This is a genomic window from Treponema sp. OMZ 799, assembly GCF_024181365.1.
Classification (GTDB): Bacteria; Spirochaetota; Spirochaetia; order Treponematales; family Treponemataceae; genus Treponema_B.
This window is the reverse complement of record NZ_CP051301.1, coordinates 1665094-1687256: the sequence shown is the minus strand read 5'-3', so window position 1 is coordinate 1687256 and position 22163 is coordinate 1665094. Positions and strand designations below refer to the sequence as shown.

General features: G+C 38.1%; 19 protein-coding genes. 11 read left to right on the top strand and 8 right to left on the bottom strand.

The genetic code is table 11. The features are described 5' to 3' along the window. Positions 1-68 precede the first annotated feature (68 nt). Positions 69-533, top strand: coding sequence for an SsrA-binding protein SmpB (gene smpB, locus E4O04_RS07630; RefSeq protein WP_253687946.1), 465 nt, complete (start codon positions 69-71; stop codon positions 531-533). Further along, positions 533-1399 carry a TP0183 family DNA metabolism protein gene (locus E4O04_RS07625; RefSeq protein WP_253687947.1) on the top strand — a complete coding sequence of 289 codons (867 nt, stop codon included), beginning with the start codon at positions 533-535 and terminating at the stop codon, positions 1397-1399. Before smpB ends, E4O04_RS07625 begins: the two co-directional genes overlap by 1 nt. Here E4O04_RS07625 and E4O04_RS07620 read toward each other — a convergent pair. Together E4O04_RS07620 and E4O04_RS07615 are read right to left on the bottom strand one after the other, a co-directional pair. Further along, complete coding sequence (locus E4O04_RS07620) at positions 1396-1950, bottom strand: L-threonylcarbamoyladenylate synthase (protein WP_253687948.1); 555 nt, start codon at positions 1948-1950, stop codon at positions 1396-1398. The genes E4O04_RS07625 and E4O04_RS07620 overlap by 4 nt on opposite strands. After that, the gene (locus E4O04_RS07615) at positions 1925-2374 is read right to left on the bottom strand and encodes a septum formation initiator family protein (protein WP_253687949.1); all 450 of its coding nucleotides are present in this window, start codon (positions 2372-2374) and stop codon (positions 1925-1927) included. The genes E4O04_RS07620 and E4O04_RS07615 overlap by 26 nt, the downstream gene beginning before the upstream one ends. A gap of 138 nt (positions 2375-2512) precedes the next feature. On the opposite strand from E4O04_RS07615, the gene E4O04_RS07610 reads away from it, so the two are divergent. The 6 genes from E4O04_RS07610 to E4O04_RS07585 are packed head-to-tail and all read left to right on the top strand — an operon-like array spanning position 2513 to position 11143. After that, positions 2513-5080 carry a hypothetical protein gene (locus E4O04_RS07610; protein WP_253707175.1) on the top strand — a complete coding sequence of 856 codons (2568 nt, stop codon included), beginning with the start codon at positions 2513-2515 and terminating at the stop codon, positions 5078-5080. After that, positions 5080-6015 (top strand): hypothetical protein, encoded by a 936-nt coding sequence (locus E4O04_RS07605; protein WP_253707173.1) that lies wholly within the window; start codon positions 5080-5082, stop codon positions 6013-6015. Before E4O04_RS07610 ends, E4O04_RS07605 begins: the two co-directional genes overlap by 1 nt. Continuing rightward, entirely contained in the window at positions 5999-7537 is a 1539-nt protein-coding gene (locus tag E4O04_RS07600) for a 6-hydroxymethylpterin diphosphokinase MptE-like protein (protein WP_253707172.1), read from the top strand. The genes E4O04_RS07605 and E4O04_RS07600 overlap by 17 nt, the downstream gene beginning before the upstream one ends. Next, positions 7534-9081 carry a motility associated factor glycosyltransferase family protein gene (locus tag E4O04_RS07595; protein WP_253707170.1) on the top strand — a complete coding sequence of 516 codons (1548 nt, stop codon included), beginning with the start codon at positions 7534-7536 and terminating at the stop codon, positions 9079-9081. The genes E4O04_RS07600 and E4O04_RS07595 overlap by 4 nt, the downstream gene beginning before the upstream one ends. Continuing rightward, on the top strand, positions 9081-10511 hold the full coding sequence (locus tag E4O04_RS07590; protein ID WP_253687954.1) for a diguanylate cyclase domain-containing protein: 1431 nt from the start codon (positions 9081-9083) through the stop codon (positions 10509-10511). The genes E4O04_RS07595 and E4O04_RS07590 overlap by 1 nt, the downstream gene beginning before the upstream one ends. A gap of 38 nt (positions 10512-10549) precedes the next feature. Then, positions 10550-11143 (top strand): HD domain-containing protein, encoded by a 594-nt coding sequence (locus E4O04_RS07585; RefSeq protein ID WP_253687955.1) that lies wholly within the window; start codon positions 10550-10552, stop codon positions 11141-11143. Between the two features lie 37 nt (positions 11144-11180). On the opposite strand, the gene E4O04_RS07580 is transcribed toward E4O04_RS07585, so the two are convergent. Next, positions 11181-12005: a lipase family alpha/beta hydrolase gene (locus E4O04_RS07580; protein ID WP_253707168.1), complete on the bottom strand. Its 825-nt coding sequence runs from the start codon at positions 12003-12005 to the stop codon at positions 11181-11183. A gap of 166 nt (positions 12006-12171) precedes the next feature. Here E4O04_RS07580 and E4O04_RS07575 point away from each other — a divergent pair, with 166 nt between their 5' ends. Both E4O04_RS07575 and E4O04_RS07570 read left to right on the top strand, forming a co-directional pair. Continuing rightward, entirely contained in the window at positions 12172-12849 is a 678-nt protein-coding gene (locus tag E4O04_RS07575) for an ABC transporter ATP-binding protein (RefSeq protein WP_253687957.1), read from the top strand. Beyond that, complete coding sequence (locus tag E4O04_RS07570) at positions 12846-15467, top strand: ABC transporter permease (protein WP_253707166.1); 2622 nt, start codon at positions 12846-12848, stop codon at positions 15465-15467. Before E4O04_RS07575 ends, E4O04_RS07570 begins: the two co-directional genes overlap by 4 nt. Here the strand turns inward: E4O04_RS07570 and E4O04_RS07565 are convergent. From E4O04_RS07565 to E4O04_RS07550, 4 genes are all read right to left on the bottom strand, one after another. Next, positions 15464-15952 carry an ATP-binding protein gene (locus E4O04_RS07565; protein WP_253707164.1) on the bottom strand — a complete coding sequence of 163 codons (489 nt, stop codon included), beginning with the start codon at positions 15950-15952 and terminating at the stop codon, positions 15464-15466. The two genes, E4O04_RS07570 and E4O04_RS07565, sit on opposite strands and share 4 nt — an antisense overlap. Before the next feature lies 1 nt (position 15953). Then, positions 15954-16610 (bottom strand): response regulator transcription factor, encoded by a 657-nt coding sequence (locus E4O04_RS07560; RefSeq protein WP_253707162.1) that lies wholly within the window; start codon positions 16608-16610, stop codon positions 15954-15956. A 39-nt stretch (positions 16611-16649) separates the two neighbouring features. After that, complete coding sequence (locus tag E4O04_RS07555) at positions 16650-16913, bottom strand: type II toxin-antitoxin system RelB/DinJ family antitoxin (RefSeq protein WP_253707160.1); 264 nt, start codon at positions 16911-16913, stop codon at positions 16650-16652. A gap of 87 nt (positions 16914-17000) precedes the next feature. Continuing rightward, positions 17001-18365 carry a glycoside-pentoside-hexuronide (GPH):cation symporter gene (locus E4O04_RS07550; RefSeq protein WP_253707159.1) on the bottom strand — a complete coding sequence of 455 codons (1365 nt, stop codon included), beginning with the start codon at positions 18363-18365 and terminating at the stop codon, positions 17001-17003. Positions 18366-18478: 113 nt separating this feature from the next. Between E4O04_RS07550 and E4O04_RS07545 the strand changes: the two genes are divergently transcribed. Then, complete coding sequence (locus tag E4O04_RS07545; RefSeq protein ID WP_253687963.1) at positions 18479-19672, top strand: transglutaminase-like domain-containing protein; 1194 nt, start codon at positions 18479-18481, stop codon at positions 19670-19672. 53 nt (positions 19673-19725) lie between these two features. On the opposite strand, the gene E4O04_RS07540 is transcribed toward E4O04_RS07545, so the two are convergent. After that, a complete protein-coding gene (locus E4O04_RS07540) occupies positions 19726-22155 on the bottom strand; it encodes an endonuclease MutS2 (protein WP_253707157.1) in 2430 nt (809 codons plus the stop codon). Positions 22156-22163 lie beyond the last annotated feature (8 nt).

The window sequence follows — 22163 nt, the reverse complement described above, 5'->3', positions numbered from 1 at the left end:
ATCCTCAATGCATAATATCATTTTCCGTTATCGTTGACAAGTGTCTAATCTATGAATATAATAGGGATATGGAGAAAACACCTGTAAAAATCATAGCAAAAAACAAAAAGGCTTTTTTTAATTACACCGTTGAAGAAAAAATAGAATGCGGTCTAGTCTTAAAGGGTACGGAAGTCAAATCTCTCAGAGAAGGAAGAATCTCTTTTCCGGATGCCTTTGCCGAAATTAAAGATAATGAGGTCTGGGTAAAAAATTTTCATATTTCGGAGTATATTTACTCTTCCATATTTAATCATGATCCTGAAAGGCCCAAAAAACTCCTTTTAAAAAAGGACGAAATAAAGAGATTAAAACGAAAGGTGGAGGAAAAAGGTTATACCCTTATTCCATTGGAATTTTACTTTAAAAACGGTATCGTTAAGGTTCTCTTAGGTGTTTGTAAGGGTAAAAAGACCTTTGATAAACGGGCAGACATAAAAGATAGAGACATAAAAAGAGATATGCAAAGGGAGATAAAAATAAGAGGTAAATAATGAAGATAAAAACGTTTTACGGATTTTTAAGATTTTTACTTTTAAGACTGCCTATACTGGCTTTCAGCATAGGAACTGCGATATATGCGGCGCCCACAGTCGGAGTTTTTAAACTTGAATCTAAAAATATAACGGAACAAACAACAGCAACAATCAGTAATGCTATTTTCAGCTTTGTAAAAGAATTAAAAAAATATGATATTGTAGATATGCGTTCTACTCCGGTTACCGAAACGGATGCCCAGCAGCGTTTCGATTATGTTTTTGCGGGCAAGATTACGGGACTGGAAAACGGAATACAGCTTGAACTTATGCTGAAAAATTCTTCGGATAAAATAACAAGACGTATATCTAAAATTTATCAAAGTGTTAATTTAATCCTATTGGACTCACGAGTTCTTGTATCGGATATTTTTGATAAATCGGTTAATTTATCGGTTACCTATAATTTGGAGGACTCAGCTCCTAAGGAGGATGCAGAGGTAGAAGAGGTTAAAAATATCGATATCCTTTCAGGCTCATGGCAGGGAGAAGAGGGACTTGAAAGGGTCGAGATTATGAGGGGAGGAAGAGGAATTGCCCTCCTTTCAAGCGGGATAACCATCTTGCTCCAAATAAGGGTGAATGAAGGCTATTTGACAATAAATCAATCAGGGAAACCGCTGCCAAGACAATTTATCAATTTACCTGATGAGATAGCCAAAAAGGCTGCAGAGATGGGTAAAACCCCCTCATGGAAATTCCTTGTTTCATCAGACAATAAGATTTTAGTCGGAGAAAAAATAGACATCGAAATAGTCTATCATGGAAACACCCTTGTTTCGGTAAATGAAGTTATAAAAAAAGTACGCTGGGTAAAAAATTAAAAACTTATCTTTAAAGCACCTTGTCTTATTATGCAAGGCTCCTTATCAATTAAGCTGACGATTGTAGACGATAAGCCCTTTTGCTCTCCTCCATCAATTATCAATGAAACCTTATCTTCAAACTCCCTTATTATATCCCTGATATCGCTTAAAACAGGCTCTCCTGAGTAGTTTACGCTGGTAGAATAAATAGGAAAACCCGTCCTTCCTATTAGATTTCTAAGCCATGCATCATCAGGGCATCTAAAAGCCGAAGTACCCCCGCCCTCTTTATCTCTTACTATTATGCTTAAAGGAGCAGGCCAAAGATTTAATAGGAACTGAGGAATGGAGGTATCCGTATATTTAAAAATATCTTGCGGTTTTTCAATGAGGCTGATAAAACTCTTTTCAGCCCCTCTTTTTTTGATTTTAATGATTTTTTCTTTTGTAAAAGGCATTATACCCGAAAAACCGTAAACGGTATCGGTAGGAACTATTATAATTTCGCCCTTTTTTAAGGACGAGGCTGCTATTTCTAAAGATTTAGGATCTTTTTTTAAAATAAGCATCTTTTCTTACCGCCAGCATCTGAAAAATAATAACAATTAGCCCTAAAGATGCCGCTATTGTTTTGCATATGTAATCTGAAAGAAAATACGGAGCTTCAATTTTTAAGATTGTCCCCGGATTTAGCCCCTTCCCAAAGCCTGAATTAAAATTCACAAGCTTAATTATTCCCTCATTATCATATATATAACCCAGTTCATGGGCATAAATAGCAATTGTTTCAGGATCATAGGTTAAATTTCTTATCAGGCTGTCCAAATCCTCTCCCGTTTGCCTAAGAGAGCGGACATGGCTTACAAGAGTATCCCGCTGAACCTCTATAAACCGCTGTGCATATATTCCCTTAGGGCCTAAAAACACAGTCAAAACAGTGTAAGCAAAAACAGTAATAAAAATGGGAATAAGCACTCTAAAATAGATTTTCATAGTCTAAAATATATAACGGCATTTTATGTTTTTTTCTTGAATTTTTTGGCAATTTATTTCGACTAAATAATTTAGGTTATTTACAAATTCTGTCGATATATAGTATAATTATAGATATAAGTTATACGGGAGAATAGCATGGCATTAGATTTTAACAAAATTGAAGAACCGGATGATTCGGTTTTTCCGGTAAAACTTGAAGATGATTCAAATCTTGATATGTATGGTGTATGGGTAAAAAAAAGACCTGAACATAAAGACAGTTATGAAAGTATGCTGCCTATAGAAAATGACACTGCTGAGGATCCTTTTGAAGAAGACGTATTGGAATTTGACGACCATGATATCATAAATTTAGATAATCCGGATGATGCCTTAGAGTTCGAAGAATTAACAACATTGAATAATTTTGAAACTATCGAAAATGAAGAAAGCAATAAATCTGAAGAACCTATTGAAGATTTAAGTGTTACTTCTGATGACGATATTTTTGGGGATGAATTCGATATTTTTGATGAATCTGATGCTGTAGTAATTGATGAAGAAGAAAATGATAGTTTTGGTACCGGTCTTGATGTAATGCCGAAAGCCGAAGAAGAAACTGAATCTGAAGAAATAACATCCGATATAAATGACTTTGAAACTCTCGATTTAGACGACTTCCTAAGCGATGCTGAAGCCCTTGAATCGGATGATGAAACTGAGGATAAAAACGAAGACGGAAACCTTGAACCTGATAACAATATAAAACTTGATCTTTCTTTTGACGAAGACTATTTGGAAACAAAGGAAAGCGATGCCATAGATTTTGAAGGAAACGAAAGCTTTGAAATAAGTTCAGATGAACCTGATGCAAGCGAAATCTCAACAGAAAATAAAACTTCAGATATTGAAAATTTACCTGAAAGGACAATTGAAGATATTTCCGACTTTGATGACATTTTAGACGAACTTGAAGCTAATGATGAAAATAATGCAGAAGAAGTAGAAGAACTAACTGATGAAATTCCTCTTAACATTACCATAGACGAATACTCGGATATAACATCTCTTGCAGGTAAAACTATGGGAACGGATGAAGACTTAGAAGATGTCGAAATATTCAGCGATATTTCCGAATTTGAAGAAGCAGAAGATGCTGAAAATACGGAAGAAGAAAAAAAAGATGATGACGGCTTAGTTATAGAGAGCACCATAATAGAAGCCGGTAATATAGACGAAATCCGAAAAGAAAATCAAAAAATTATGGCCAACTCTTCTCCGGCAGAGATGGAAGAAAAAATGGAAGAGGTTGAAGCCGCTGATGATTTTGACTCAATGCTGGATAGTGTTATGGGAGAGACGGCAGAGCCGGAAGAAAAGATAGAGGAAGTTGTTGAAGAAAACAGCGATATGTTTTTTGACGATATTGAAGCCCTTGAAAATGATCTTTTAGACTCAGGAAATCATGAAATACCGGAAGAATTTATAGAAAAGCCTCAACCGGCAGCATCACAATCCAATGTTCTTGCAAACGATAAGGCTACCGAAATCTTAATCCAAATTGCAAGCGAATTAGTAAACATCAAAAATGAACTCGCAAATATGAAATTTGAAATGGCTCAAACCCAACAAAAATTGGAAGAGTCAAACAGCTCAGAGTCTCAAGAAAATACCGTAACCGATAGCATTTTAAATGATGTAGCAGAGAGCGATAAAAACGGATTCTTTAATGATGATGACGGAGATGAAACAATCGCCCTTACAGGTGATGAGCTTAATAATATATTGATAACGGCTGATTTCACGGAAGAAAACACGGAAAAAGATTATGAAATTCCTGAAACATTGGACGAAATCGATGAAGCCTTTTTCGATGATGATAAAGAGGAAAAAAGTCAAGATGATGATGAAATTTTTGCCGACGAGGACCTATTAAACGCTGTAGAACCTGAGCATATCAATGATTTGACGGATGATATCAGCTATCTTGACGAAGATGTAGAGCTAAACATTGAAGATGAACCGGATGAAGAAAACGAAGAAATTATTCAAGTTGAAGACTTTATGTCGGATGATATAACGGAAACCCCTGTTTTAGAATTAGAAGAAGAAGTCTTAGATGAATCTGATTTAGAAAACTCAAATACCGAAGAAGCAGACGGCATAGAAGACTTTGACCTCAAAATCACCGAACTTGAACTTCCTGACGGACAAAGCATTCCTTTAGGTGATGAATACAGCGGTTTTGAAGCCATTACAGAAAATATTGAAGAAGGCCATGATGAGGCTTTGGATTTTGAAGATATAGAATCTGAAAACGCAATAGAGAAAGATATTCAAAAATCCGATGAAATTCTTTGGGAGGACAGTTCCTTATCTTCCGAAGCCGTGGAAACCGAAACTGAAGACGTTGAAGATATGTCGATATCAGAGGATATCTCTGAAACAATAAGCGAACACCATGAAGATGCAGTATTTTCACCGGAAGAACTTGATTTAGCGGCTCAGGATATCCCTAGACTTGAACTTGATGAGAGTGCAGCCGAAGAGCAAAAAGTACAAACAGAGACCTTACCTATTCATTTAAAAGATGAGATCAAGTCTGTTCTAACTTATATGGATCAGCTCTTGGAAAGCCTGCCTGAAGAAAAAATTGAAGAGTTTGCAAAGTCGGAATACTTTGATACTTATAAAAGACTTTTTGACGAGCTGGGGATATCCTAATGGGATTGAGGCAGAAGGCGGAGGCTGTAAGCATAAAAGCTTATCAGCCCCCAAGAGCACCGACTGAAAGGCCTCATTCACCTTTTTTTGATGCAAAAAATAATTTTCACTCTCTGCTTAAAAATCTTCATATAGAAAAGGGCGGATTTTTGGTAAAAACCAATGAAGATTTTTATAATCTGTGTTTTGTCGAAAATGTGGATATAACTACTTTTCACAGGTGCATGATACCTTCAAGCATTATAGACGGGTTTGATTTTAAGCAAGATAACCGGTATTCCCTTACAACTAAGGATTTAAAATCGATAAAGAATTTCTTTTCTTCTCAGGAGTATATAAGTATCACAGACATTATTTTATATCAGGTTGAAGAAAATAGAAGTTTTTTATTTTTAATTAAATCGCAAAAAGATGTTTATAGGGAATCCTTTGATTTTAAAAAAGCAGATAAGCTTGTAAGCGATTTTTTACCATACTATGATCAATATAAACAGATTATAGAAACGGCAAGACCTGTATATCCCTTTCAATACGGCACAGATACAATAATGCTTAAAATAAAATCTGCCCTAAACCTTAATAATACGGCCCATTTACTGACAATCGCATTTTTTCATGTTTTTCCTGACAGGATAACACTGCAAAGCGATTTAAATAAACTAAGCCTTTATTATTCGATAATAAATAAAATTCTTAACCTGATAGGTAAATCCAATATGGCAATTTTGGGTATGGACAATTGTCTTTATGCATCTATATTCTCTTCAGAAACCCTGCCTATGGATATTTACACAAAAAAAATAACGGCAAGCTTATCTAAGATTTATGGAGAAGACATCTGTTCTAAAATTTTGATGGACTACACAGGAACCTCAAAAAATATAAACGAGATAAAAGATTTTTTTAAGGCCGTGATAAATGATAAAGCAAGTTAAATTACACTCTTCTTATAACCCTCAAAAAGAGGCAGAGAGGTTTTCAGATACAATACAGGGAAGTCCGAAAATTATCGTTATCACGGAACCGGGCGAATCCTATCTTGCCTCGGCTTTACGTAAAAAATTTACTAAAGCTAAATTGATTGCAATGAGGTACACGGATAATTATTTTTTGGACTCGGATAAACTTTGGGACAGGGTTTGGAGACCCGCTTCAGGAAATCCGTCTTTTTTTTTGGTTAATAATATTCCCGATGAATTTTTATCGTCTACCTTGTTTTTGCCTTGGAAGCCGGCAGAAAAGGTTTGGCCTGATTCGGCTTCTTGGGTATGGAAGGAAATATCCGAAGCCGTAAAGATAATACAAAGCGTAATAGCTACAAGAAGCTTTTTCGGAAAAAGATGGCTGAAAAACATGGGCGATAACTTTATATATTCCGAAAGAATTGTGAACAGGGATTTTTTCCAAGAAAGGAATTTAGGACATGAGGTACCTTGCTTTTTTGCAGGGGCCGGCCCAAGCTTAGATGAGGTATTGGATAATTACTCTGAAAATATAAACGGAATATTTAACATGGCGGCAGCATCTGCACTGCCGGCTGTCTTAAGCCGCAATATGAGGCTTGATCTATGTATATCGACTGACGGCGGATTTTGGGCTGCCAATCATTTAAAATATTTAAATGATAAGAGGTTTAAAGAAACCGCCTTAGCCTTCCCATTGGAAGCAAAAATTCCTTACCACATTCTAAAAAACAATAACTCGCTTTTTTTAAGTTACGGCTCAGCCCTTGAAAGTCTTTTTTTTGCAAGCTTAGGTATTGAGCCTCTTCCTGCAAAAAGAAACGGAACGGTATCAGGTACGGCAATAGAGCTTCTCTTAGACAACACGAGAGGAAAAATTTTTATTGCAGGCTTGGATTTAAAGGAATCAAAGGGCTTTTCTCATTGTTCACCCCATGAAAGTCAAAAACAAAAAGAAATTAAAGCAAGCCGCTTAGATCCTGTATCCAATTTTGCAGCCATATCGAATTTTGATCTGCGCTCATTAAAAACTTACGAAAAATGGTTTAGCCGGCTCCCTAAGCCGAGGGCTGAACGGCTTTTTAGAATAGGACAAAACCTTTCTCCCATAGGGAATATAAAATCAATAGACGGGGAAGATTTTAAGGCTCAGGTAGGAACTCAAGAAAATGCAAATAAAAAAAATATTCAGGCAAAGCAATCAAAAACTTTGAGATTTAAATCTCTCAACGAAAAAAAAGCCCTGCTTTCGGAGATTTACCAAAACATAAAAGAGGAAATAAAAACTGAGACCTTTTTCGATAAAATAAAAATAAGCGCAAAGGAAAAAGAATTAAACAGTCCCCAAAAAGAACTATGCGAATTTATTTCTTTTCAAAATTATATGATATTTTTAAAAGAAAAAGATACGTGCAATGAAGCTGAAATTAAACTAAAGCTTGAAAACGAAATAAGCTCCTTTTTAGAAAACCAAATTAGAAGGCTTAAACCATGAATTTGTTTGATAAAAATATAGAAGCATTAAAAAAAATAAATTTAAAACTTGCAGAAGATATTATCAATTCCACTGAAAGCTCGGATTACTCTTCCGATACGGAGATATCCAAAACCGGCCATTCTCTTCCCTTGTTAAAAAACGGAAAACTCCTTCATTCAAAATATGATCCGGCAAAAGAAGCATCAAGGTTTTTTACGGGAAACGAAAATTTTGTGCTTTTTTGCGGATTGGGGGCAGGCATTCACATAGAGTTTTTTTTAAACAATTTTCAGCTAAAGCACTGTGCCGTAACCGAAGCAAGTTTTTCAAATTTTAAAAGCTTATTTAAACTAATAGATTTTTCACGTCTTATTCTAAATAATAACCTATCTTTTTTACCTCCATTGGAATCGGAAAATTTTGAAAAAGAATTTATCAATACCTATATTCCTGTCATACACGGCAATTTTGAGATAAGAATTTTAAGGCCTTGGGAAGATTTTTACAAAGATAAAACAAAAAAATTCGAAAATAAAATTCAAACCTCATTAGAAAAGATACAGGCAGATATTTCGACGCAGGCAGCCTTCGGTAAGATATGGATGCGGAACATTATGCAGAATTTAAAGACAGCATCTCTGATAAACCCGATAATCCCTAAAACAGATCCCTGTAAAAAAGCCTATGTTTTAGGAGCCGGCCCCGGTCTTGAGCCGGCCTTGGAAAATATAAAAAAATACAGGGATTCACTTGTTCTTTTTGCTTCAGATACGGCGTTTCCTGTTTTAAATTCAGCAGGAATAGAAGCCGATTTTTTTGTAAGCATGGACCCGCAAAATATTTCTTACGCTCATTGCTTTAAGCCTTTTACACAAAACGCCGTAGGTATATTTGACCTTTGCTCGAACCCGATTCTTGCGAGGGAATTCTTAAAAAACGGCAACTCTTTTTTCTTTACAAAAAGTGCCCATCCCTTTGCTCAATATGCCTCATTTTTTTCTCCATTCCCTTATATGGAAACTTCAAGCGGTACGGTTGCCCTTGCGGCAAGGTCGGCAGCCCTTTCGCTCGGATTTGAAGATTTAGAATTCTTAGGCTTGGACTTTGCTTATACGGAAGGCAAGGCTTATGCAAACGGAACATATCTTTCCAATCAATTTGAAAAAAGTTCTTTTAAAACTTCATCCTTAGAAACAAAATTTTGTGAGCTGATGTTTAGGACAGAGGTAAAAAAAACGGAAAAAAACGGAAAAATCACTTATACGACAGCTCTTTTAGACGGATATAAGGATTTTTTTGAAGCGGCAATCAACCTTAATTCGGCAGCCCATTCGCCTTGCCGTTCGGCAACCCCTCAATGGAAAAACGAGGAGTTTTCAATATTTCCATATGAAGATTTTATAAGCCGGTTAAAAAAATCGGCTTTGAAGGATAAGAAAATGTTAACAACGGCTCTTTTACCTTATTTTGCATATTTAAGTAAAAGATTATCTAAAAATATCTCGGATTTTGCCGATTTAGAACTTGTACTATCTCAAATTCTGGAGTATACTGTAAGTTAATGAAAAAGATGTATATTGGCATATATGCCGCAATAGCTTTATTAATTATAGTAGGAACATTTTCATGGTTTGTGTATGGGATTATAAAGGATTCCGATACCGGTGCAGAGGAAGCAAAATCCGCATTTGCTTATTTTGCGAAACAAATTATAATCTCGTCTGAAAAAGAAAACTTTGCCCAAAGTGAATATAATCAAAGATTGTATTCACTTGCGGATGAGCTGGAAATTAAAGCCTTTGTTATTTCCAAACCTAATAAAAGTATTGTAATTTCTTGGCCCAAGGATTCTAACCTGATAAGCTATGATGAAAGCGGTAATTTTATTATAAAACCGGCCTCATTATTTATAAAAAATCATAGCGGAAAAATAAATGTAAAAACAATGAAAAGCTATGATACCGAGCTTGTATTGACTGCCTCTATCCCGACATTAAAACCGGCAGTAATCTATTTGAGAATAAGAAGTGCTTTTTTTATAATATTAGCCGTAACAATTTTAACAATAATCATAATTCTTTTTACAAATCTTTCTCATGTTCAAGACAGGGTATATGCAGATATAAATACAAGAACCTTTGAAGACCGTATTCAAGATGAAGAAGACTTAAGTCCTAAAGCATCAGAAAATAAATATTATTCAGAACTGAGAGAAGAAGTTTATCCTCATGATTACATCGAACCAAAAGAAAAGGATGAAGCTGGTTTAACATCTATGGAAGATATTAAAACCGCAGGAGATGAGGAAGTATACGGCCTTGAAGATCTGGATAATTTAAAAATTACACAGCAATTTCCTTATGAGTCCGGAACAGGATCTAATTACAAGGAAGAAAAAGATATTGCCTATATAAGCTCCGATTCTGAAGAATATACGGACATTCAAAATACATCAGCATTCGATGCTGTAAATCCGGAAGCTATAGAAAAGGTTAGAGGTCTTTACTCCCCCATTACCGGAATAAGCTGGCAGGAATATTTACCCGAATATCTGGAATCGGAATTACGGCGGGCAGCATCATCAGAACAGGATATAGCCTTGGTTATTATGAAACTTGATGATTTCAGCCTCGAAAGCATGATAGGAAAAAAGATTGCAGCTCTTTTAATAGACTTTATCAAATTTAGAGATATGATTTTTGAATTTGACAGCAACGGTTTTGCAGCCATCCTTCAAGATACAAATTTGGACGAGGCTATGAAAAAGGCTGAGGAAATATATAAGGGCACGAAGAGTATTTTAACCGAATACGATATATCGAAATCGGTTTCGATAGGAATTACCACTAGAACTTCACGCCTTATTTCTTCCGGAAGGATGATAGAAGAAGCTCAGGCAGCGGTACACAGGGCGATAAAGAATAACGATGACCCTATAGTAGCCTTTAGGGTTAATCCCGACAAATACAGGGAATTTATTTCGGATAATTAAAAAAAGTTTTAAGGCTATTTTTATTGTAAGGCAACAAAATGAGTGTTTCACGATTGGAAAAACAGATGAGCTTCGTTTTTGAGCTTGAAAAATTAAAAATCGTTTACAGGCAAAACGGTATAATCGGAGGAGTAAGACAGGAAAATAGTGCCGAACATTCTTGGCATATTGCCGTTATGGCTCTTCTCCTTGCGGAATACTGTAAGGAAAAAGTCGACCTTCTTCACACCCTCAAGATGCTTTTAATTCACGACATAGTTGAAGTTTATGCAGGCGATACCTTTTTGTACGATAGTCAAAAAAGAGAAGAAGCTAAGACCAATGAAAAAATAGCTGCAGATAAAATTTTTTCTCTTTTGCCTGACGACCAAAAAGAAGACTTTATGAACACTTGGCTGGAATTCGAAGAGCGCAAAACACCGGAAGCCCAATATGCGGCAGTCTTGGATAACCTACAGCCTCTTTTAAATCATTATTATACCAATAACCGAAATATCATCAAAAAGAATTTAAAAAAATCCCAAATCATCGATAAAAAAGAGTTTATAAAAGACTTTTCTGAGGAACTTTGGACCTTTGCCCTTGATATAATAGAAAAGGGGACAGCCTTGGGGCTTTATCTGGATATGTAAAATATTACAATTGCGAACACCTAACAAAAGAAATAAACTAAAACCCGAGCTCTTTTAGTTCGTGTACATGTTCTACATAGATATCGGTAATATCCAGATTACCAATCGGAGAGCGGCGGATGTCTACCACATCGGAATGTGAAACCCCTCTTCCTCCTTCACTTTCTATTATTCCCTTAAAAATACCCCATTTTGCGGATTCGACAGGGATAAGCCCGTCGCTATTCCCATCCGTAAATTTAACTATCGGATAACTCAACAAAAATATAAGATCGCTTAAAGCATTTTTCATTTTTGCAGCATAACTGAAATACAGTACATGCGGATTGTCTTTATTTTCGGCATTAAACTTTTCCATATCTTCGGCGCCTAATTCTTTTACAGTCTTTTTAAATTGTGGATTTTTATCACCCCATAATTTAAAACATACATTAACAAAGGGATTAAAAGCAGACATCAAAAGGGGTATGCGGCAGGCAGCATCTATAGCCTTAATCCCATGATGAGGGCTTGCAAAGGTTGTCAGTGAAGCCGTATACTTTGCAGCTCCAAGAGTAGAAATAAGATACCGGGCTTCAATTCCTCCTTTTGAATGAGCTATAATATTCACCTTTTCAAGGTGTTCGGTTTTAATAATATAATCAAGTTTTTCCTTAATTTTTACGGCATTATCATGTATTGTTCCTATACGGTCATGGTTACTGAAAAATACCTTAGCCCCGTGATTTTGCAGGCAATCGGTTATTCTACCCCAATAAGAATAATATTTCGAATTATCTTTAAAGCCGATACCGTGAATAAAAAAAAGAGGATAACGAGTCAGACATAAGCCGTCAACAGGCTCAAAATTAGTTTTAGTCATAATGATATATTGTTTAAGATACAAAAAATATTGACTTATACTATAATAAAAATATGCAACTGTCAAGTTAATAGAGATCTTTAAAAATGTCACATAAATGTAAGGTTTCTATGTTATTGTCTTAACCGAAAAAAGAAATTTTTATTATTTTTATTGTGAGGTTTTTATGGAAATTATACGGATTGAACATGTGTGTAAGACCTACGGTACGGGCGATACGCTGGTAAAAGCCCTTGATGATGTGAGTCTTTCGGTTGACAGGGGTGAGTTTGTTGCGATTGTCGGTTCTTCCGGGAGCGGGAAAAGTACCCTCCTTCATATTTTGGGCGGGGTGGATTCGCCCGATTCGGGGAAGATTTTTATTCAAGGCGAAGATATTTCGAAGTACTCTGAAGATGAACTTGCTCTTTTTAGGAGGCGGAAGGTCGGGCTTGTGTACCAGTTTTATAACCTTATTCCGAACCTTTCCATCGAAAAAAACATAAGTTTGCCGCTTGTGCTTGACAAGCAAAAAATCGATAAGGATAGGCTGATAAATCTTACCGAAAAGCTCGGCATACAAAATAAGCTAAATAATTTTCCGCACGAACTTTCAGGAGGACAACAGCAGCGGGCGGCGATTGCGCGGAGCCTCATTTATTCTCCCGCCCTCCTTTTGGCGGACGAACCTACGGGAAACCTTGACCGCAAAAACACCGATGAAATTATGAGCCTCCTTCAATATGCAAATAAAACATATAATCAAACCGTTTTGATGGTAACTCACGATGAAAGGCTCGCCCTTTCCGCATCGCGGATTGTGGAGTTGTCGGACGGAAAAATTGTAAAGGACGAGGCTGTATGAAAAGATTCGGTATAAAAAACTGCGATATGAAAAAAAACGGGGCAGTCCTCCTCGCCGTTACGATGACGGGCATATTTTTTTCGCTCTTTGTAAATATAGCTTACTCCTCATATTCAAACAGGATTGCTTATTTTAAAGAACGCTTTCCCTACGATGCGGTTACACGCAAGTCTTATAAGCAGGAGGTGCGGAGCCTCATTGCAGCCCATAAAAACGTCAAGGAAACCTACATCATTCGGGATTTGATTTCGATTCAGCATGAGGGTGTTTTATGCGCACTTGAAGAAGCGGAAGGCAGTATGCTCACCCGCGATGCTCTGATTGAGGGAAACTTTCCGAAAGACAACACGGAGCTGATAATTTCCGTGGAATTTAAAGAAAGGTTCGGTCTTGGAATAGGCGATACAGTGAGCGTAACCGCGGGGAAGCGCATTGTGCGGTTAAAGGAAGGGGGAAAGGCAGCCGAAAGCGAAACTTCCGGCGAAACCGGCACCGAAGAAGGTAATGAGCGGATTGTGCCTGCGGGAGAATATCCTGCAAAAGGCGAAGTCTTCCGTCCTGAAGGAGAGCGCTCCTTTACCATTACCGGTATTTTTAAAAATAACAGGACTACCGTCGCGGCAAACCCTGTTGTGAAAACACGGGCCTTAGGCGATGCATTTGAGGACGGAAAGAGCGCAAACATAGCCTTTGTTTTTGCAAACAAATGGAAGGGCTATAAAACCGTAAAAGACCTCGCTTCTTTAATAGAACCTGAAACCGAAGACTACCGCGACATCTTTTTTGTAAACGATCTTCTTCTTTCCGTTTACGGAGCCTTTGACCGAAATGAAATTTCTATTGAGCAAATCCTTACGGTAATGCTTTTTCCTCTCTATCTTGCGGTGGGAACGGTTCTCGTCTTTGTGCTGATGCTTAAAAATATTTACGGCATTTGGGCCTTCAATAAGATACGGACGCTTGCAATGTATAAGAGTATAGGCTCCTCTCGTAAACAGCTCAAAAAACTCGTGGTAAAAGAAGCCTTAAAGCAAGCCCTGCCTGCGGCCTTCTTCAGCCTTATTCCGGGCAATATCCTTTCGTTTCTTATTATCGAGTTTATAAAGGGGACAGAGAAAAACGCTCAACATCAAATTGTTTCGAGCTATAATTTCAGTATAACGATGAATCTTATTGCAGGAGTCTTTGTTTTTATCTGTGTTGCGCTTTCGGCGAGCCTTCCCGCCCGTAAGCTTTCCCGCATGGACATTATCGAAGCACTAAAAGGCGGCTTTGAGCTTAAAAAAGAGAAACGGAAAAGGCAGGCAAAAAGCCTTGAAAAAGAATTGCGCAAAAACAACTTTACTCTTTTTAAGGCGAGTACCGCCCTTGTTACCTTTTCGCTTAGCCTCATCTTTTTTATTTTGCTTATGGAAACGGGACTTCATGTAGAGCGCAATTATTGGAAAACTGAGAGCGTCTATAATTTTTATCTTTTTTTGCGCACCCACAGAAAAGGAATCCCCGAGCCCTTTCAGCGCCTGCAAGACAAGCTCGATAAAAAAGATTATTTAATTTACACGCAAAAATATGCGTTTATGTATCCCGAAACTTTTTTGTCGGACGAATTTAAAAAGAAAGGTTTTTATAAAAAGGCGGAAGGTAAACTTGTTAAAAGAGAAAACGGTAAGGCGGTTATCTCGGTGTTTTTTACCGGCCTTTTGCCCGATGATTTTAAAAAGTTAACGGGGCACAGCGATTACAGCGGAATTGTGGTGCTTAACTCTGTCCGCAAAAATTTTGAAGATGAGGTTTCCAATGCTCAATACATTCCCTATTTTGACGAAAGCGTAAAAAGTCTTCCCATAACTCTGTACGGAATCGGCAGTACAGGCAGTGATATGGCGGAAAAAGAATTCGTTGTCGAAAAATACATTATGGAACTTCCCCAAGATTTTTTAGACGATAGAAACGAAATTGCAAGCGGCTATGATGCGGTGGTCTTTATTCCGGCAGAAGAATTGGATCGGCTTTTGCATGAACATTTTACTCCGAAAAACGAATACGATTATACGTTTACTCAATATTTTATGAATATCCGCACCGAAGAGCATAAAAACACTCCGCTTGCCGATGAAAACTATTATAGCAATCTTTTAAAAAATTATGTGCAGGAAGAAGAGCGGTTTAGTGTTGAAGGTGAACAATTGCGCTCGGCCAATAAGTCCGAATCCGATGTGCTTTCCCTTTTATTGTATTCGGTATGTGCCGTCTGCACTTTGATTACCCTTGCTACCGTGTACGCTGCCGTAAACATGTTTTTTGCCCGCCGCAAGCGCGAAATCTTTTTGCTCAAATCGTACGGCATTCGGGAGGCGGAACTAAAAGCCTTACTTATGCGCGACTATTTTTATTTTATGCTGCGCTCGGTGCTGTATGCCGTGCCGCTTTGTACAGGCTTAACGCTTTGGTACGGAACATTGAGCATTTCGTTTACGTTTAAACGCTTTTTAATCTATATGAACTATCCTGTGCTCGCAGCTCTTACCGTCCTCATCGCCTCCGCCGTCTACCTCTTTTTCCGCCTTGGCGCAAAACGCTTTCAAGGCATGAATATAGCGGAGGAAGTAAATAATTAGCTTTTATAAAACGTAAATTTAAATACGGCACCGTTTTCGTTGTAAGCGCAAAGGGTGCCGTTGTTTTTTTCGGCAATGGATTTTGCGATGTTTAAACCTAAGCCGAAACCTTTGGAATCGGGAGTTTTATAAAAGCGGTTAAAGACGGAGCGCAAGGCTTCTTTTTGAATACCGCTCCCGTCATCTTTAAAGATAACTTCCGTGTAAATCAAAATCAAAACAAAGACGGCACAGAGCATAAGATAAAAAAAGGAGTAGTCCTCCCTATACATGAGTTTTTCAAGGAGTTCCGTTTTTATGTCTTCTGTCCGTATGCTCTCCGTCTTTATTTTTTGCAGGGCTTCAATCTTTTTCTCGTTGGGAAGATACTGTAATACGGCGGAAAGAGAAGCCGTATATTTTGCCTGAAAGTTTTTGTAAGCAAAAAAACTGAGAGCCGCCAAAATGCAAAAATAAACGGCAAAGCGTATTTTTAAGCCGCTCATGCTAACCTTTCCACCTGTAGCCTATTCCCCTTACCGTTTCTATCCTTGAGCGGCCAATCTTGTTTTTAAGGCGGCTCATCGTAACGGTCAGCGTGTTATCTTCGACAAAGGCCTCGTCCCTATCCCAAATGTGTTCCAAAATAAGGCTGCGCGTTAGAACCGTACTCGAATTATTTAAAAAAAGGCTCATTATTTGATACTCTTTTTTTGTCAATATAATTTCTTTTTTATCGATGAGGATTAAAGGCTCTCCGTTTTTTATGTTCAAATAAATATCCTGATTATTGTTCCGGCGTAAAATCGCATGTATCCGCGCTTTAAGCACATTGAGGCTGAAAGGCTTTGTTACATAGTCGCAAGCACCTTCTTCCAAGGCCTTGACAATCGTTTGCTCATCATCTTGAACCGAAATAACTATGCAAGCCGATTTTATTTTGCGGATAAGCGGCAAAGAAGATTCCCCTGCAAGGTTTAAATCGAGGAGTACAATATCCGAATCAAGATGGGGCAAAGCCTCTTTTATCGAGGCGGCTTCCGCAATATCAAAATCCGCCTTAAAAAAGGTTTTTATCTCTTTTCGTATCCGGTCATCGTCTTCAATTATAAGAAGGGTCATAAGAATTACATCGGAATCTTTATCCAAATTATTTTTCACCATAATGAGTTTTGCACTGAATTATTTGTATTTGATTACCAATTATTCTATACCTATTGTGTCATGCACAATATATTTTCCTTGATTCATCCGTTCAGCTGCTGCTTTTAGTCTTTCCTGATTATATTTATTATAAAAATCTTTTTCGTCACTCATAATTTTAAATGGAATACCGCCGATTCTTAACGATTGACGAATAAAAATATTAAATGCCGTTGTCATATTCATTCCCAAACTATCAAAAAGCTGTTCGGCCTCTTTTTTTATGTCAGCATCCATTCTTATATTAACATTTATTTGAGCCATAGAAAATCTCCATTGTCTTAAAATATATTTATATTGTACGTATAATTATTTACAATGCCAATATAATTATTTGCAAATATGATAAATTTACTCTTTCCTTACCAGTTCTCCGCGCTCTTCAAGTTCCGTTAAAATGCGGGCATAGGTTTTTTCGTCGATTTTATAGCGGAGGCGGTAGAGGATGTAGCTGCCGACAATGCAAAAAAGAGGAAAGACGAGCATGGCGCTTTTCATCATCAAAAGGCCTTCCTTTGTAACCTCGGCGGCGGATGAAGCTTCTTTGATTCCCGAAAGGATGACGACTGCACTTACGATGCCGTTTCCGATAGCTCCCGAAAGCTTATTGATAAAGGGCTGAATCGAAAACGAAATGCTGTCATTCCGCTTGCCCAGCTTCCAATGGCCGTAGTCAACGCAGTCGGCAAGGAACATGAGCATCATAAGCTGAATAAAGGCTTGGCCCACAAAGAGCAAAACGCCCGAAATACCTATAAAAAGCATGGTATTTACAGGTGCAAAAAAGAAGATGAGGTAGCCCGCCAAGACCATTATTATGGAAGCCGTATATATGTTCTGCCTTACAAAAAATTTACTTAAAAGCGGAAAAATGATTAGGGCTGAAATTTGGGAAAGGCCGAGAATAACCGCAAATACGGAGTACATACCTTCATCGCCGTAAGCGTACTTAAAAAAGTAGAGGCCGAAACTTGTTGTAGTCATGTAGCCTATCATAAAGAGGGTCATGGCTATTGCCGTTAAAAGGAGCTGGTCGTTTTTTACGATAACGCTTAAAAGTTCTTTTAGGGAGGTATGCTTTTGGGGCTTTGTTATTTCGGGCTCTTTTACACCGATTAAGGTTATAATCTGACCGAGCCACATAATCACGGTAACCATAATTGCAAAGAAAAAATATCCTTTGGCAAGACTTCCCGTCTTATTGCCCAAAGCGGTTGTAATGGGCACTATTCCTGCAACAACAAAGAAAAGCCCCACATTTGCACAAATACGGGCAATGGCGCCTATTTTTTCCCTTTCCTTTTGATCCACACTTAAAGAAGGAAGCATCGACCAATAGCTTATATCGTTTGTCGTATAAGTCATGCCCCATAAAAGATAGATAATACCGAAAATGGCAGCATAGGCCCCGCCCTTAATCCCGAAATCGGTAAAAAGAAGTATTGTTAAAATCCCCGAGGTCAGGGCACCGAAGGCTATCCAAGGCTTAAACTTTCCGTACTTGGTCTTGGTATTATCTACTATCAAGCCCATAATCGGGTCATTACAGGCATCAAAAATGCGGGCTGCAAGGACAATAACCGTAATGCTCCACAATACGTTTGTAGGAACATAGATTACATCTGTCATGTAAAAAATAAGATACATGCTTATCAATGAGTAAACCATATCGCGTCCTATAGTACCCAGACCGAAGGTCCATCTATTTTTGTTCATACTTCCTCCAAAGTTAAGCATAAACAGTATAGCACAATTTTTAGGGATGTGCAAAGTAAATTTAGAAAGCCGTATAGTATTATTGTTAAAAATAAGTTATAATCTATAATAGTATGAGAAAAATTTTAAGGTATTTTTTGCTTCTAAGCAGTTTCTTTTTTTTAAGTGTTTCTCTCCCGGCAGAACAAATGTATTCCCCTTCATGGGGCTATGCACTTGACCTCCCTGAAGATTTCGTTTTAGCCGACAGAGAAGGAAATGAAAGATATCTTTTTCAGCATGCAATCCTTCCCGTTGACCTGCAAATAGCCTTGTATGAAGAGCCTCAATTTAAAAACATAAAAGAAGCTGCCGAACATATTTTTAAGCAGCTAAAAATGACTCATAAGGATGTTCCTTTTATATGGAGGAATAAGGAGGCTCTTTTATCGTCCGTTTCTTTTTTATATTCTCCTTCCGAAAAATATAAGCCGAAAGAGCTTTCAGGCTGGGTTTTAACCCTTGCGCTGCCAAATAAAACCGGCTGGCTTGTTCTTCTTACCTACACCGACAAGGATAAGGCTAAGGAGTGTGAAAATCTAATGATTTCTTCCCTGGATACCGTTTATACCGATACGATGTCTTATTTTGAGCCGGGGCCGGTTACGGCAGCCCTCTATCCTAAAACAAAAGAAAAAACTCTCGACTATGTTTTTAACAATAAAAACATTTCCTTCACGATAGATGAATCGGATGCTCAAGCAAACCAATCGGTGATTGACAGGGAGTTTTCGGTTTTGACTATGTATTTAAATCACGATAATTTAATTGCAGCTTGGCAGAGGTTTTATAAGGTAATTTTTAGGGATGCCTGGAGCCGTATAGCGCCTGCCTCCTTTGCAGTATATACTTCAATCTTTGACGAAAACAATCAAAGCGGATTTGCAGAAAAAGCGGCAAAGGAACTTCTCTTTTTGGTTCAAAATTTTAATTACGAAAGAGACAGAAAGGGAAGCGATTTTATGAATCTCCCCCAAGCCCTTGCAGAAAAGAGAGGCGACTGCGACAGCAGGGCTCTTCTTATGGTGTTAATGTTAAAACAAATGAACATAGATGCTGTTCTTTTGGTTTCACCGAATAAGTCCCATGCCATAGCCGCAGTAGACTGTCAGGGAAGCGGAACCTGTTTTACCCATAACGGCAGAGATTACCTGGGCTGCGAAACTACAGCCCATGTTCCAATCGGCGAAATCGCCGATGAGATAGCTGCTCCCGAAAACTGGTTTCCCGTCGACTTTTACGTAATAGAAGACTTTGAATCAAATTAGCTTTAAGGCAGACAAAAGCCAAGGGCTTTTAATTATGCACGGCAAATCCATAGCTATCCCAGACTCACTATTGTTTTTCCCGAACCGCCTTCTTCGGGCTTTGCAAAACGGAAGTCTTTGACAAATGGACTTCTTTTTAAAAAATCGTGAGATAATTCTTGAAGAATTCCGTGTCCCTTTCCGTGAATAATAGCAAATTCAGTAATGCCGTGCACCAAGACCAGATCCATTTGATCCTGCAAGGCCTTTTGAGCTTCTTCAGCCCTCATTCCTAAGAGGCGGAGCTCAAAAGAAGGGCGGGAGGCCGGAGCGCTTGTGTCGCTTATAAGGCTTACAATGGGTTTGGAAAGTTTAAGTTTTTCTTGATTTTCGCAAATCTCCATATCGTCTTCCGAAATAGTAAGCTTTAAGTTATCTACGGCAACCAGCCACTTACCTTTTTTTTCTTCACGGATAAGTTCACCGTTACGGCGGAGGCTTTTAATTATAACGCGGGTACCTTCTTGAAGTTTGGAATTTTGAGGAGCCTTGTGTTTTTCTTTTGAAGTATGAATCCTTTCGTCTATTTGCGATTGCTCAAGTTTTAAGGCCTCATGTTCTTTACCCAAGTCTTTTTCAAAATCGTCAATCCATTTTTTAACGCTTAAAGTTTTTTCGCGGCTTAGTTCACCCTCTCTAAGTTCACGGACAAGGTTTTCAAGAAATTTTCTTTTTTCTTCAAAAAAAAGATCAAGCCTTTTTATTCCGTCCCGTTTTAGTTCCAATTCTTTTTGCTTTAATTGAAGCTCCTTTAAATCGGAGCGGCGCCTATCCTCTTTTAGTTTTAATTCTTCTTCCTTTTTTTGAAGTTCGAATTCGTTTAAGTCTTCATGCTTTTGAATGAGCCCCTTTATAAGATCGGAAACATCGGCCCTGTTATTTCCCAAATAGGTGTGAGCCTTTTCGATTATATGTTCGGGAAGGCCGTTCCGTTTGGCTATGTCGACTGCATGACTTTCACCAGGAACTCCCATGAGGATCCGATAGGTTGGACTCAAGGTGTTTTGATTAAATTCGACTGAGGCGTTTACACAAGAATCCTTGCTGTAGCCGTAATTTTTTAAGGCCCCATGATGGGTGGTAACAAAGACAAAGGCTTTTTTTTCTAAAAGATCGTCAAGAACGGCCATAGCGATTGCACAGCCTTCTTGCGGATCAGTACCGCTTCCAAGCTCATCAAGAATGATAAGACTTTTATCTCCTGCCCGTCTTATAATCTCTGAAACATTTTTCATGTGAGCCGAAAAGGTAGAAAGGGATTGGTCCATTGACTGCTCATCTCCTATGTCGCAGGCTATAAAATCAAAGTAAGGGAGACGGGTCAAGGTCCCTGCAGGGAGGGGCCAACCTGTTTGGTTTATAAGGGCAAAGAGGGCTGCCGTTTTTAAGCTTACGGTTTTTCCTCCGGTGTTCGGTCCGGTTATAATAAGTACCCTGTCGTCCTTAGATAGTTTTAAATCTATAGGAACTGCCGACTTTCCAAGCAGGGGATGGCGGGCTTGATGAAGATAAAAGGAAATACCTCCTTCATTTTCAGAGTGAGAATTTTTAGCGATGCTGCCTGCAAAGACACAATTATTGGAATGTGCCCATCGGGAAGCGGCTGCAATACAGTCCAATTTTGTAATTGCCTCACAGGCTTCTTTTATTTCTTCGGTATGCTCTGCAATTTGAGAAGTCAATTCTTGTAAAAGCCTCAAGAGTTCCCGCTCGTATTCGGCATGGGCTGCAATCAAGTCATTATTTTTTACAACTATTTCTTCAGGCTCAAGATAAAAGGTTTGCCCCGATTGAGAATACTCATGAATTATTCCGGGGATTCTTCCTTTAAAGTTGGATCTTACGGCTATAACCTGTCTTCCGTCCTTTACTGTAGGGAGATTGGATTGAAGCATTTGGCGGGTTGCATCGTTTGTAAAATAGTTCCGCATAGTCTTATCGATGTCGTCCTCTATGGAACGTATCTTGCTTTTTATTGCCCGCAAGGAAGGAAGGTCTTGCAATTCTCCGGTTTCATCTATAAAAGAAAATACGAGCTTTTTTAAATGGAGCATATCGGGTATTTTTTTTACAAAGGAAACAATCGAGTTTTCATTCGGCTCTTCATTTTCCAAAAAAGGGCTCAACCATTCGTGTAAAGAAGAAACGGACAAGGCCAAAAGCCCGACCGAATAAACGCCTTCGATATCAAGGGCAGCCCCTTCAATATCGATACCCTCAAGAAAGGGAAGAACAGGAGGGCGGTATTTAATCGAAGGAGCCTTATATGCCCTTAAAAGATTTAAAAAATCTATCCCTAATTTTTTTTCTTCTTCTATTCTTTTTGTATCCGTGTCAGGATTCTTTTTTAAACAAAATTCTTTTCCTTCATCCGTTACACAATATGATGCAATAATTTCTCTTATCCTCGAAAACTGTAAAACTTCCAGCGTATGCTCAGTCATAAATCCTT

Excerpts from the sequence above, each read along its gene's own strand:
- E4O04_RS07560 (WP_253707162.1), bottom strand. The coding sequence starts at position 16,610 with ATGGTGAAAAATAATTTGGATAAAGATTCCGATGTAATTCTTATGACC.
- E4O04_RS07610 (WP_253707175.1), top strand. The coding sequence starts at position 2,513 with ATGGCATTAGATTTTAACAAAATTGAAGAACCGGATGATTCGGTTTTT.
- E4O04_RS07600 (WP_253707172.1), top strand. The coding sequence starts at position 5,999 with ATGATAAAGCAAGTTAAATTACACTCTTCTTATAACCCTCAAAAAGAG.
- E4O04_RS07620 (WP_253687948.1), bottom strand. The coding sequence starts at position 1,950 with ATGCTTATTTTAAAAAAAGATCCTAAATCTTTAGAAATAGCAGCCTCG.
- E4O04_RS07570 (WP_253707166.1), top strand. The coding sequence starts at position 12,846 with ATGAAAAGATTCGGTATAAAAAACTGCGATATGAAAAAAAACGGGGCA.
- E4O04_RS07595 (WP_253707170.1), top strand. The coding sequence starts at position 7,534 with ATGAATTTGTTTGATAAAAATATAGAAGCATTAAAAAAAATAAATTTA.
- smpB (WP_253687946.1), top strand. The coding sequence starts at position 69 with ATGGAGAAAACACCTGTAAAAATCATAGCAAAAAACAAAAAGGCTTTT.
- E4O04_RS07615 (WP_253687949.1), bottom strand. The coding sequence starts at position 2,374 with ATGAAAATCTATTTTAGAGTGCTTATTCCCATTTTTATTACTGTTTTT.
- E4O04_RS07605 (WP_253707173.1), top strand. The coding sequence starts at position 5,080 with ATGGGATTGAGGCAGAAGGCGGAGGCTGTAAGCATAAAAGCTTATCAG.
- E4O04_RS07540 (WP_253707157.1), bottom strand. The coding sequence starts at position 22,155 with ATGACTGAGCATACGCTGGAAGTTTTACAGTTTTCGAGGATAAGAGAA.
- E4O04_RS07545 (WP_253687963.1), top strand. The coding sequence starts at position 18,479 with ATGAGAAAAATTTTAAGGTATTTTTTGCTTCTAAGCAGTTTCTTTTTT.
- E4O04_RS07585 (WP_253687955.1), top strand. The coding sequence starts at position 10,550 with ATGAGTGTTTCACGATTGGAAAAACAGATGAGCTTCGTTTTTGAGCTT.
- E4O04_RS07555 (WP_253707160.1), bottom strand. The coding sequence starts at position 16,913 with ATGGCTCAAATAAATGTTAATATAAGAATGGATGCTGACATAAAAAAA.
- E4O04_RS07625 (WP_253687947.1), top strand. The coding sequence starts at position 533 with ATGAAGATAAAAACGTTTTACGGATTTTTAAGATTTTTACTTTTAAGA.
- E4O04_RS07590 (WP_253687954.1), top strand. The coding sequence starts at position 9,081 with ATGAAAAAGATGTATATTGGCATATATGCCGCAATAGCTTTATTAATT.
- E4O04_RS07575 (WP_253687957.1), top strand. The coding sequence starts at position 12,172 with ATGGAAATTATACGGATTGAACATGTGTGTAAGACCTACGGTACGGGC.
- E4O04_RS07580 (WP_253707168.1), bottom strand. The coding sequence starts at position 12,005 with ATGACTAAAACTAATTTTGAGCCTGTTGACGGCTTATGTCTGACTCGT.
- E4O04_RS07550 (WP_253707159.1), bottom strand. The coding sequence starts at position 18,365 with ATGAACAAAAATAGATGGACCTTCGGTCTGGGTACTATAGGACGCGAT.
- E4O04_RS07565 (WP_253707164.1), bottom strand. The coding sequence starts at position 15,952 with ATGAGCGGCTTAAAAATACGCTTTGCCGTTTATTTTTGCATTTTGGCG.